Source organism: Pantoea phosphatilytica (assembly GCF_051025615.1).
In the GTDB taxonomy this organism is placed as follows: domain Bacteria; phylum Pseudomonadota; class Gammaproteobacteria; order Enterobacterales; family Enterobacteriaceae; genus Pantoea.
In genome coordinates this window covers 515890-527941 of record NZ_JBPFDF010000001.1, presented here as the reverse complement: position 1 = coordinate 527941, position 12052 = coordinate 515890, and the positions used below count along the sequence as shown (strand labels likewise).

Here is a 12052-nt window from a genome sequence, read left to right as displayed (position 1 = left end):
GACGGCACAGAACGAGAGCTGTGCCCGACCGTAAAGTCTCCTCATATAAGGCAGGTATATTATGACCGAACTTAATGCAAAACTGGCTTCAGCATGGGAAGGATTTGCTGAAGGCGAATGGCAGAATAGCGTCAACGTGCGCGACTTCATTCAGAAAAACTACACCCCTTATGAAGGTGATGAATCATTCCTGGCGGGCGCGACTGAAGCGACCACAAAATTGTGGGAAAGCGTGCTGGAAGGCATCAAAATTGAGAACCGCACTCACGCTCCTGTCGATTTTGACACCGACCTCGCCTCAACGATCACTTCCCACGACGCCGGTTACATCAACAAGTCATTGGAAAAAATCGTTGGTCTGCAGACTGAAGCACCATTGAAACGTGCCATCATTCCTTTTGGTGGCATCAAGATGGTTGAAGGCTCCTGCAAAGTCTATGGCCGTGAACTTGATCCTTCACTCAAAAAAATCTTCACCGAGTACCGTAAAACCCACAACCAGGGCGTCTTCGATGTCTACACTCCTGAAATTCTGCGCTGCCGTAAATCAGGTATTCTGACCGGTCTGCCTGACGCCTATGGCCGTGGCCGTATCATCGGCGACTATCGTCGTGTGGCGTTATACGGCATCGACTTCCTGATGGCCGATAAATTCGCTCAGTTCACCTCACTGCAGCAGGATTTAGAGAACGGCGTCAATCTGGAAGCCACTATCCGTCTGCGTGAAGAGATCTCCGATCAGCATCGTGCGCTGGCGCAGATCAAAGAGATGGCGGCAAAATATGGTCACGATATTTCCGGCCCGGCAACCAATGCGATGGAAGCCGTGCAGTGGACTTACTACGGCTACCTGGCCGCAGTGAAATCACAGAACGGTGCGGCGATGTCCTTCGGCCGCGTCTCGACCTTCCTCGATGTTTACATCGAACGTGACCTCAAAGCCGGTAAGCTGACCGAAGAGCAGGCACAGGAACTGATTGACCATCTGGTCATGAAACTGCGTATGGTGCGTTTCCTGCGTACGCCGGAATATGATGAGCTGTTCTCTGGCGACCCTATCTGGGCGACAGAATCCCTGGCCGGTATGGGCGTCGATGGCCGTACCCTGGTCTCAAAAAGCACGTTCCGCTTCCTGAACACCCTCTACACCATGGGGCCTTCACCTGAGCCGAACATGACCGTTCTGTGGTCTGAAAAACTGCCGGTTAATTTCAAAAAATATGCCGCTAAGGTCTCTATCGACACCTCATCCCTGCAGTATGAGAACGATGACCTTATGCGCCCTGATTTCGATAACGATGACTACGCCATCGCCTGCTGCGTAAGCCCGATGGTCGTCGGCAAACAGATGCAGTTCTTTGGCGCCCGCGCCAACCTGGCAAAAACCCTGCTCTACGCAATCAACGGCGGCGTGGATGAGAAGCTGAAAATGCAGGTTGGACCAAAAGGTGACAAAATCAGCGACGACGTGCTGGATTTCGATACCGTCATGGCGCGTATGGACCACTTCATGGACTGGCTGGCCAAGCAGTATGTGACTTCACTGAACATCATTCACTACATGCATGATAAATACAGCTATGAAGCGTCACTGATGGCCTTACACGATCGCGATGTTTACCGCACCATGGCCTGCGGTATCGCCGGTCTCTCCGTGGCTGCAGACTCACTCTCTGCCATTAAATATGCCAAAGTGAAACCAGTACGTGACGAAGATGGCCTGGCTATCGACTTTGATATCGAAGGCGAATATCCGCAGTTCGGTAACAACGACCCACGGGTGGATGACCTGGCCTGTGATCTGGTTGAACGCTTCATGAAGAAAATTCAGCAGCTGACCACCTATCGCAATGCTGTTCCAACACAGTCTGTTCTGACCATTACCTCCAACGTGGTTTATGGTAAGAAAACCGGTAATACCCCGGACGGACGCCGCGCGGGTGCGCCATTTGGACCCGGTGCTAACCCGATGCATGGCCGCGACCAGAAAGGCGCCGTAGCCTCGCTGACATCCGTTGCCAGACTGCCGTTTGCTTATGCGAAAGATGGTATCTCCTACACCTTCTCTATCGTGCCAAACGCGCTGGGTAAAGATGACAACGTGCGTAAAACCAACCTTGCCGGTCTGATGGATGGTTACTTCCATCACGAAGCCAGCATCGAAGGCGGTCAGCACCTTAACGTCAACGTGATGAACCGTGAGATGCTGCTGGACGCGATGGAGCATCCGGAAAAATATCCACAGCTGACCATTCGCGTCTCCGGTTACGCTGTACGCTTTAACTCGCTGACCAAAGAGCAGCAGCAGGATGTGATTACCCGTACCTTCACACAGTCCCTGTAATCACCGTTCTGAGTGATAAAAGGCTCCTCGCGGAGCCTTTTATTTAAAAAGTCTGTTCTGGTCGTCATCTTTTCGGGGTGCCTACCAGAATCGATTTCCTGCCCTGAGCGCAACAGAGATTGCGCCGTCTGTCCCGGCAGACCTACTGGAGAAAACATCGCAATGTCAGTTAACGGTCGTATCCACTCATTTGAATCCTGCGGAACCGTCGATGGTCCCGGCATCCGTTTCATCACCTTCTTCCAGGGCTGCCTGATGCGCTGCCTCTACTGCCACAATCGCGATACCTGGGATACCCACGGCGGCAAAGAGATCAGCGTCGACGCGCTGATGGCCGACGTGCTCTCCTATCGCCACTTTATGAACGCCTCGGGTGGCGGCGTAACGGCATCAGGAGGAGAAGCGATTCTTCAGGCTGAATTTGTCCGCGACTGGTTCCGCGCCTGTAAAGCAGAAGGCATCCATACCTGCCTCGACACCAACGGCTTTGTCCGCCGTTACGACCCGGTGATCGATGAACTGCTCGACGTGACAGATTTAGTGATGCTCGACCTGAAGCAGATGAATGATGATGTCCATCAGATTCTGGTTGGCGTCTCCAATCACCGTACGCTGGACTTTGCCCGCTACCTGCAGAAAAAGGGAAAACGCACCTGGATCCGTTTTGTCGTGGTGCCAGGTTATTCCGATGATGATGACACGGCGCACCGTCTGGGCGAGTTCACGCGGGATATGGAAAACGTAGAGAAAATTGAGCTGCTGCCCTACCACGAGCTGGGTAAACACAAATGGATCGCGATGGGTGAAGAGTACAAACTGGAGGGGGTCAAACCACCGAACAAAGAGACCATGGAGCGGGTAAAAAATATTCTCGCCAGCTATGGCCATGAAGTGATGTATTGACGTCTTAACCGCAAAAAGGGAGCCTGAGCTCCCTTTTTATGTTTCAGCCCTCAGGCATGCGCCACCGGTGTAGCATGCTGATCCGCTTTGCGCAGCAGCATCACCAGATAGATCAGCGACACCGCGGCGATCATCACAAACAGCAGGCGATCAGAATAGTTTTGCATCAGCACCGAGGTCATGGCCGGGCCGAGCAGGCTGCCAACGGTATAACTCATCAGTAACGCCTGGTTCATTGCGACCAGCTCGTGATGTGCCACGGTTTCACACGCCCAGGACATCGCCACCGGATAGAGCGTAAAGCCCGCCAGCCCCAGAACAAACAGGGCCGGAGCCATGGCGGCATTGCTTAACATCGCCATCGCGCCGAGGATGACCACAAAGACCTGCACACGCAGCACCAGCATCCGGCCAAAGCGATCGGCCAGACGCCCTACCGGCCACTGTCCGACAATCCCTGAACTCACCAGCAGTGCCATCCAGTAACCAACATTCGCATCGCTCATGCCCTGATGTGACAGGTAGAGCGGCATCAGGCCATAGAGTGAGCCTAAAACGATGCCGGAAATAATGCAGCCATTGATACCCAGGCGTGAACTGCGGCGACGAAGCATCGGCCAGATACGCGTCGGGGCCGCTTCCGCCGCTTCACCACTGGCGGAAACCCGGGTAAAGACCAGCGGTAATACCGCGCACAGCACCAGCGCAGTGACCCAGGGGATCACGCTCAGCAGCTCAGTAGAAAGCCTGCTGACCAGCAGCTGACCGGCAACGGTGCCCAGGTAATAAACAATCATATAAGCTGCCAGCAGCCGTCCACGATTACGGACGGTACCGCTGCAAAGCAGTGCGCTCTCCACCACCACCCACATCAGCGCACAGCCTGCGCCCGCCATAAAACGCAGCGTGCTCCATATCCAGAACCCCTGCATCATCGCCAGACACACCGTTGCCAGCGCAAAAAGCCCGGTCGCCAGGTAGTAGCTGCGATTAAAACCGTACCGGCTGATCAGCCACCCCGCCAGCAGCGTACCGGCAAGATTTCCGGTGTAATAGGCGGAACTGACGATGCCGACCTGCCAGGTTGTCAGAAGATCATGGGTCAGCCACAGAGGAACCAGCGTATTCAGCACGGCGATGGCGACGGTCATTAACATCAGGCCGCAAAGCAGAAATATCACGGGGCGTGACCAGGTTGACATAGAGGATAAAAACCAGAGCAGATAAAGGAAATTGCGCGCAGTTTGCCATCCGCTTATTTAAAGTCAATGGGCGACATTTAACCGCAGCACATTTTGCTGCCCGACAATTTAATTTACTAATCTTCAGTGGGTTACAAACGTTATAACTATTGGGAGGTTAATTGCTATCTCTATGAAAAATGAGATTTTTAAGCGTTTGGGCGGGTCTGATATCGATAACGTTTATTTGTGATAAATTCTGGTCTGGCTCGACGGGTCACAGCGTTCCGTCCGCATAAAAAACCCGGCCGGAGCCGGGTTTAGCGTGTCGGTATCGCTTAGCCGATCATGTCGACGCCGTTCATATAGGGGCGTAAAACCTCTGGCACCGCAATGCGGCCATCTTCCTGCTGATAGTTTTCCAGCACCGCGACCAGCGTACGGCCGACAGCCAGGCCTGAACCGTTCAGGGTATGCACCAGGCGTGGCTTCTTATCCTGCTTGCTGCGGCAACGCGCCTGCATGCGACGCGCCTGGAAATCGCCCATGTTTGAGCAGGATGAGATTTCACGGTAGGTATTCTGCGCCGGAAGCCAGACTTCCAGATCGTAGGTTTTGGTTGACCCGAAGCCCATGTCACCGGTGCAGAGCAGCACCTTACGATACGGCAGGTTCAGCAGCTGCAGCACTTTCTCAGCGTGACCGGTCAGCTCTTCCAGCGCCTCCATAGAGTGCTCCGGGCTGACAATTTGCACCATTTCCACTTTGTCGAACTGATGCATACGGATCAGGCCGCGCGTGTCGCGACCGTAGGATCCCGCTTCAGAACGGAAGCATGGCGTATGCGCGGTCAGTTTAACCGGCAGGCTCTCCTCTTCGAGGATCTCGTCACGCGCCAGGTTAGTCAGCGGCACTTCTGCGGTAGGGATCAGCGCATAGTGGCTGCTGTCTGACTCTTCTTCCAGCGGACGGGTGTGGAACAGGTCTTCGCCAAACTTCGGCAGCTGGCCGGTACCATAGAGCGTTTCATGGTTTACCAGATAAGGCACGTAGGTTTCGAGGTAGCCATGCTGCTCAGTGTGCAGGTCGATCATGAACTGGCTCAGTGCGCGATGCAGACGGGCAATCTGACCCTGCATCACCACAAAGCGCGAGCCGGTCAGCTTCACGGCTGCCGCAAAATCCAGACCTTTGGCTGCTTCGCCCAGTTCAACATGATCTTTAACCGGGAAGCTGAATTCGCGTGGGGTACCCCAGCGGCTCACTTCCTGGTTTTCACTGTCATCTTTGCCCAGCGGCACTTCATCTGCCGGAATGTTCGGCAGCGCCAGCGCGAAGTCACGGATTTGATTCTGCAGTTCGTCCAGTTCTGCTTTTGCGCTATCCAGGCGTTCGCCCAGTGCGTTCACTTCCTGACGCAGCGGCTCGATGTCTTCCCCACGCGCTTTGGCCTGACCGATGGATTTGGATCGGGCATTACGCTCTGCCTGCAGATTTTCTGTTTCCACCTGCAACACCTTACGACGCTCTTCGAGCGAGCGCAGCGTGTCTACATCCAGTTTGTATCCCCGGCGTGCCAGTTTTTCTGCGACTGCGTCTGGCTCATTACGCAGCAGATTGGGATCGAGCATGCTTATCCTGTGTATTAAAAGTTGGTTAAAAGAAGGCGCGCACTCCGTGGAATGCGTTGAAAACATTGCTCACATTACCGTAACGTCTGTTTCAGCGGTAGCGTTTTGTCGGGCTATTTTGATCCTGCTCAGCCAGCCAGCTTAGCTTTTCGCCAATCTTACCCTCCAGTCCGCGCGTGGTCGGGGTGTAATAGCGCGCACCGGCCAGCGCCTGGGGAAAATAGACTTCGCCCGCGGCGTAGGCATGGGTTTCATCATGCGCGTAACGGTACTCTTTACCCAGCCCCATCTCTTTCATGAGCTTCGTCGGCGCATTGCGCAGATGTTCCGGCACATCGTAATCGGGATGGTCGCGCGCATCGCGCATCGCGGCCTTGAAGGCGGTGTAGACGGCGTTACTTTTCGGTGCGCAGGCCAGATAAACAATCGCCTGCGCAATCGCGCGCTCCCCTTCTGCCGGTCCCACGCGCGTGAAGCAATCCCAGGCCGCAATCGCCACCTGCATCCCGCGGGGATCGGCATTGCCAACATCTTCTGAAGCAATAGCCAGCAACCGTCGCGCGACATAGAGCGGGTCGCCGCCTGCGGTAATGATTCGTGCATACCAGTAAAGCGCCGCGTCGGGTGCGGAGCCACGCACCGATTTGTGCAGCGCCGAGATGAGATCGTAGAAACGGTCGCCCTTGTTATCAAAGCGCGCAGCGCGCTCACCCGACACTTCATTGAGCAACTGCGGCGTCAGCTGTCGCTGGCCGGTGGCGTCGGCTTCCGCCATGTCCGCCATCATCTCCAGCGTATTCAGCGCCCGGCGGGCATCGCCGTTGACCAGTTCAGCGATCATCCGGCGCGTATTCTCCGGCAGCACGATGTCACTGTCGCCATACCCACGGGTTTTGTCCTGCATCGCCTGATCCAGCACCTGCTCAATATCCGCCTGCGTCAGGGATTTAAGCAGGTAGACGCGAGCGCGCGACAGCAAAGCCGAGTTGAGTTCAAACGAGGGGTTTTCGGTGGTCGCACCAATAAAGGTGATGGTGCCATCTTCGATGTGCGGTAAAAAGGCATCCTGCTGGCTTTTGTTAAAACGATGCACCTCGTCCACAAACAGGATGGTGCGCCGCCCGGCATGTTTGTTCTGCCGGGCGCGTTCGATCGCCTCACGGATCTCTTTTACGCCGGAAGTCACCGCCGAGATGCGCTCCACATCGGCGTTACCGTAATGCGCGATGATCTCGGCCAGCGTGGTCTTGCCGGTCCCGGGCGGTCCCCACAGGATCATTGAGTGCAGGTGCCCTGCTTCAATCGCGCGCGGCAGAGGTTTGCCCGCGCCCAGCAGATGCTGCTGACCAATGTACTGTTTCAATGTTTCTGGCCGCATCCGCGCGGCCAGAGGTTTGAAATTTTCGGTGGAAAAATCCAGGGACAGGTTACTCACCGTGACCTCACTGACGTTGGTCGTCCACCGTGACGCCTTTAGGCGGTGTGAACGTAAATTTATCCGGGCTGATAGCCCCGTTCTGCTGGCTCTTCAGCTGGTAGTCGCTGCGCTGACCATCCTGTTCAATCGCGCTGAAGCGATTAATGGTGCCGCCAGGCGTAACCTGGATAGTGAACTGCTTCAGATTGCCGTCGCTGTTTTTCGGCGTCAGCTCGAAGTTGTCACCCTGCTGTTTGATGTTGTACTGCTTCCAGTCGTTTGACTGGTTGCGGGCAATCAGCATAAACGGCGTGTTGCTGGTCGCATTCTGCAACAGGCTGACGGTCGCCTGCTCAACAAACGGATTGTAGAACCACAGCGATTTGCCGTCGGAGATGATGATGCTTTCATCTGGTGCAGTCATATGCCAGTTAAACAGGCTGGGACGTTTCACCCACAGTTCGCCTTCGCCATCCTGAACGTTAGCGCCGCTGCTGTCGGTCACTTTTTGCGTGAAGCTGGCATGGAAGCTGCTGACCTTGTTAAGACGCTGTTGCAGGTCACTGGAAGCATCAGCCAGAACGCTGGCTGAAGAAAAGGTGGCCAACAGGCCCAGAGCGATTACGCGTAGTTTCATCTGCTGCAATTCCTTATTTAAACGTTCCCATCGATTACTGCATTAAGCCTGGTCGCCGTTCCGCCATCAGAACAGAGGAAAAAACCGAAAGCTGATTAAAATATGGGGGTTAGCCCCCTGAAAACAATGAGCCAGTCGAAACTGGCTCATTGAATCATGTTTCAAAATATATCGCCTGCTACATATCGTGCGGCGGAGGCGACAGCACTTCACGGTTGCCGTTGTGGCCAGGTGCAGAGACGATACCCTGCGCTTCCATCTGCTCAATGATACGCGCCGCGCGGTTGTAACCGATGCGGAACTGACGCTGAACGCCTGAAATCGACGCCCGGCGTTTATCGATCACAAAGCTGACGGCCTGATCAAACAGCGGATCCAGCTCTTCATCACTGTCCATCCCCCCCGCGCTTTCGCTCTCTTCGCCTGCGGTAATGCTGTCGATATATTGTGGTCGGCCACGGGCTTTCCAGTCCTGCACCACGGCATGCACTTCCTGGTCACGCACAAATGCACCGTGAACGCGAATCGGCAGGGAGGAGTTCGGCGGCATATAGAGCATGTCACCCATGCCCAGCAGAGATTCGGCACCGCCCTGATCGAGAATGGTACGGGAGTCAATTTTGCTGGAGACGGTAAAGGCGATACGCGTCGGGATGTTCGCTTTGATCAACCCGGTAATCACATCCACCGAAGGACGCTGGGTCGCCAGCACAAGGTGGATACCGGCGGCTCGGGCTTTCTGTGCCAGACGCGCAATCAGCTCTTCAACCTTTTTGCCCACGGCCATGATCAGGTCAGCAAACTCATCGACCATCACCACTATGTAAGGCAGTTTTTCCAGCACCGGCGGCGTCATATCCATGCTGTCGCCCGGCTTCCAGAACGGATCGGGAATCGGACGACCCATCGCCTCTGCCTGCTCTACTTTTTCGTTGTAGCCCGCCAGATTACGCACGCCCAGGGCTGACATCAGCTTATAACGACGCTCCATCTCACCCACACTCCAGCGCAGCGCATTGGCCGCATCCTTCATGTCCGTGACGACTTCGGTCAGCAGATGCGGAATGCCTTCATAGACCGACAGCTCCAGCATTTTCGGGTCGATCATGATGAAGCGCACTTCTTCAGGCGTGGCCTTGTAGAGCATGCTGATAATCATAGCGTTGACGCCGACAGACTTACCGGAACCAGTAGTACCGGCGACGAGCAGGTGCGGCATTTTGGCCAGATCGGCGACGACCGGCTGCCCGGCAATATCTTTACCCAGCACCACAGAGAGCGGTGACGGGTTATCGCGGAATTTAGGGCAGTCCAGCACTTCACGCAGGTAGACGGTCTGACGATGTTTGTTCGGCAGTTCCAGACCCACATAAGGTTTTCCGGGGATCACCTCTACCACGCGCACGGCGACGGTGGAGAGTGAACGCGCCAGGTCACGCGACAGATTGGAGATACGCGCGGCTTTCACACCGGGTGCCAGATCCAGCTCGAACCGGGTGATGACCGGGCCGGGCGAGATACCGACGACTTCCGCCTTCACGCGATAATCGCCCAGTCGCGCTTCGACCAGACGGGCAGTCTGCTCCAGCGAGAACATATCCACCGGCTCTTCCTCTGCCGGAGGCGCGGTCAGCAGATCCAGCGAAGGCAGTGGTGTAGAGGGTTTCTCCAGCGGCTGTTCATGACGCATCAGGAACGGGTGAATCAGGCTGTCATGCAGTGACGGCTTCGCTTCTTCAACAGGTTCAGGCGCGGCTGGCGTGCCATAAGCCGGTGACGGGTATGCCGGTGCCGCAGGCGCGGCAGGTGCACCATACGCAGACGAAGACGCAGGCGTCGTATAGTCCGCTGCAGCGGGCGCGACCGGTGCCCGGTAAGCGGGTTCAGCCGGGGCACTGTAAGCGGGCTCCGCAGGGGCACGGTAAACGGGCTCCGCAGGGGCTAAATGGGTCGGCGCAGGCACCTGAGCCGCAGCCTGAGGTTCTGCAACCTCGCTCACCTGCTGCCAGGGCTCATGTGAAACCGCTGGCGCTTCCGGTTCCGGTGTCGCCGCGATAGTAAACAGCGGTTCGGTCGGGCCATCATCCACCAGATCTTTCATCGGTGAAAAATCAAACGCAGAGGCGGTATCGATATTGAGTACCGGCTCTTTCTTCACGTCAGGCTGATAGCGCTGCTGTTGCTGCTCAGCAAACTGACGCGCCAGCGCATCCTGCTGCTGTGCATCCTGCTCCTCTTCCTCATCCTGCTGCCAGCTGGCGCCGTAACGCTGCTGCTGTTCAGACTGGAAGGCCTGGCGCAGTTCAGCCTGCTGCTGCGCCTCTTCAGCCTCAGCAACCGAAGTCTGACTCTCTGCCGGTGCTGATTCACGCTCTTCCGCCCGGGCTTTCTCTTCTGCCATGCGCTGAGACGGCAGCTTGATACCGTACGAAGCCAGTTCGCGGCGGGTAGGCAGTTTGACCGGGTTAGGGCGTGGTAATGCTGGACCGATGCCCTGTTTAACCTGCGGATTAACCGGGGTTTCAGGGGCTAAGTCAAACACAGGCGCAGTTCGTGTGGCCGATGCGGCTGCGGCTGCGGCCGCTGTTGCGGTCGCGGCGGCAGGGACCGCAGTCGCATCCCGCCAGTTGCCCATCCGGGGCTCATCATCGTCATAAGCACTGAACGCTGGCGCGGCGGGTGCCTCGTCCGGCATTTCGAAATGATAAAGCGGCGGAGAGGTTGCCGGAGCAGATGCAGTCTGCGCTGCTGACGGCGCGCGGTAAGGTTCGGGTGCTTCCGCAGCCACTGGCGCAGTGTAAGGTTCGGGTGCGCTCGGTGCAGCCGCTGGAGCACTGTAAGACGCAGGCGCACTCTGCCCGGCGGCAGTCACAGGCTGTGAGGCAGGAATAGCGGCAGCAGGGGCAACCGGGGCTGGTGTGGTTGCCGCAACCGGCGCTGGCGCGGTATCCACAGCCGCAGGCGCAGGTGTGCCCGCAGCAGCCGGAGCGGCGACGGCAGGTGCGACGCCAGCCGCTTCGGTGGTCGCTGCGACGGCGGCGCTGGTTGCTGCGGCGGCTTTCGCCAGCAGCGGATCGGGCTGTGACGCCGCGCGCGGCGCAGAGAGCAGGACATCGTCGTCCTGATCCGCCCCGCTCATCTCAGGCAGATCGGCATATTCACGCGTATCGCGCTCGTCATCCTCTTCCTGCCACGGCTCATCGTGACGTGAGCGGTTACTGGCAAACGTCAGTACGCCCATCACCACGCCACCAATCCGCTCGGCAATGGTAAGCCATGACCAGCCGGTATAGAGCGTGATGCCCGCCGCCCAGACGCAGAGCAGCATCAGCGTGCCGCCCGCCGGGCTGAACCACGGGGCGATGGCATTACTGACCAGACTGCCAATCACGCCGCCGGAGGCGAAGTACCAGATATCATCGGCATTCAGCGCCGCCATACCACAGGTTGTCACCACCAGCGCAAGCACGCCAATTAAGCGAAGTCCGACCGCAAAGTAGTCGAAATAGTCCTGGTTATCGCGCTGCCGGAAAGCAATCCAGCACAGCCCCAGGATAACGGGCGGAATGGCATACGCCATCACACCAAAGATGAAGAGTAAGGTGTCGGCCAGCCAGGCACCGGGGCTGCCGCCGAGATTGTGAATGGGTTCATGCCAGGCCGTCTGCGACCAGCTCGGGTCGGAAGGATTAAAACTGACCAGAGAAACCATCAGGTAGATGGCAAACAGCGCCACCAGAATGAGCATCGCTTCCAGCAGACGGCGTCCACTGCTCAGCGACTGTAACGAAACGTCTTTATCTTCTGTATATTCCTGGCTCAAGAGGACTCTCCAGGTGCCTGTAAAGTAAGAAGCAACAGCGTCGGGCAAGCCCGACGCTGATCCTGTATGAATTCACAGGAGTGTACCGAAATCTCGCAGGTTTTGCACCTGCGCCG

At 56.8% G+C, this 12052-nt stretch carries 7 protein-coding genes; 2 read left to right on the top strand and 5 right to left on the bottom strand.

Annotated elements, in window-relative coordinates; translation table 11 throughout:
• The first annotated feature begins 61 nt into the window (after positions 1 to 61).
• On the top strand, positions 62 to 2344 hold the full coding sequence (gene pflB, locus ACR6AS_RS02730; protein ID WP_434161059.1) for a formate C-acetyltransferase: 2283 nt from the start codon (positions 62 to 64) through the stop codon (positions 2342 to 2344).
• Positions 2345 to 2506: 162 nt separating this feature from the next.
• Positions 2507 to 3247: a pyruvate formate lyase 1-activating protein gene (pflA, locus tag ACR6AS_RS02725; protein WP_111138817.1), complete on the top strand. Its 741-nt coding sequence runs from the start codon at positions 2507 to 2509 to the stop codon at positions 3245 to 3247.
• Positions 3248 to 3297: 50 nt separating this feature from the next.
• Here pflA and ACR6AS_RS02720 read toward each other — a convergent pair whose 3' ends face one another.
• The 5 genes from ACR6AS_RS02720 to ACR6AS_RS02700 form a co-directional block, all read right to left on the bottom strand.
• Positions 3298 to 4449: an MFS transporter gene (locus ACR6AS_RS02720; RefSeq protein WP_111138818.1), complete on the bottom strand. Its 1152-nt coding sequence runs from the start codon at positions 4447 to 4449 to the stop codon at positions 3298 to 3300.
• A gap of 317 nt (positions 4450 to 4766) precedes the next feature.
• Positions 4767 to 6059: a serine--tRNA ligase gene (gene serS, locus ACR6AS_RS02715; RefSeq protein WP_111138819.1), complete on the bottom strand. Its 1293-nt coding sequence runs from the start codon at positions 6057 to 6059 to the stop codon at positions 4767 to 4769.
• Positions 6060 to 6150: 91 nt separating this feature from the next.
• Positions 6151 to 7494, bottom strand: a complete 1344-nt coding sequence (locus ACR6AS_RS02710) for a replication-associated recombination protein A (RefSeq protein ID WP_111138820.1) — start codon at positions 7492 to 7494, stop codon at positions 6151 to 6153.
• Between the two features lie 7 nt (positions 7495 to 7501).
• Positions 7502 to 8113, bottom strand: coding sequence for an outer membrane lipoprotein periplasmic chaperone LolA (lolA, locus tag ACR6AS_RS02705; protein WP_031376650.1), 612 nt, complete (start codon positions 8111 to 8113; stop codon positions 7502 to 7504).
• Between the two features lie 178 nt (positions 8114 to 8291).
• The gene (locus ACR6AS_RS02700) at positions 8292 to 11936 is read right to left on the bottom strand and encodes a DNA translocase FtsK 4TM domain-containing protein (protein ID WP_434161056.1); all 3645 of its coding nucleotides are present in this window, start codon (positions 11934 to 11936) and stop codon (positions 8292 to 8294) included.
• Positions 11937 to 12052 lie beyond the last annotated feature (116 nt).

Excerpts from the sequence above, each read along its gene's own strand:
- pflB (WP_434161059.1), top strand. The coding sequence starts at position 62 with ATGACCGAACTTAATGCAAAACTGGCTTCAGCATGGGAAGGATTTGCT.
- pflA (WP_111138817.1), top strand. The coding sequence starts at position 2,507 with ATGTCAGTTAACGGTCGTATCCACTCATTTGAATCCTGCGGAACCGTC.
- ACR6AS_RS02720 (WP_111138818.1), bottom strand. The coding sequence starts at position 4,449 with ATGTCAACCTGGTCACGCCCCGTGATATTTCTGCTTTGCGGCCTGATG.
- serS (WP_111138819.1), bottom strand. The coding sequence starts at position 6,059 with ATGCTCGATCCCAATCTGCTGCGTAATGAGCCAGACGCAGTCGCAGAA.
- lolA (WP_031376650.1), bottom strand. The coding sequence starts at position 8,113 with ATGAAACTACGCGTAATCGCTCTGGGCCTGTTGGCCACCTTTTCTTCA.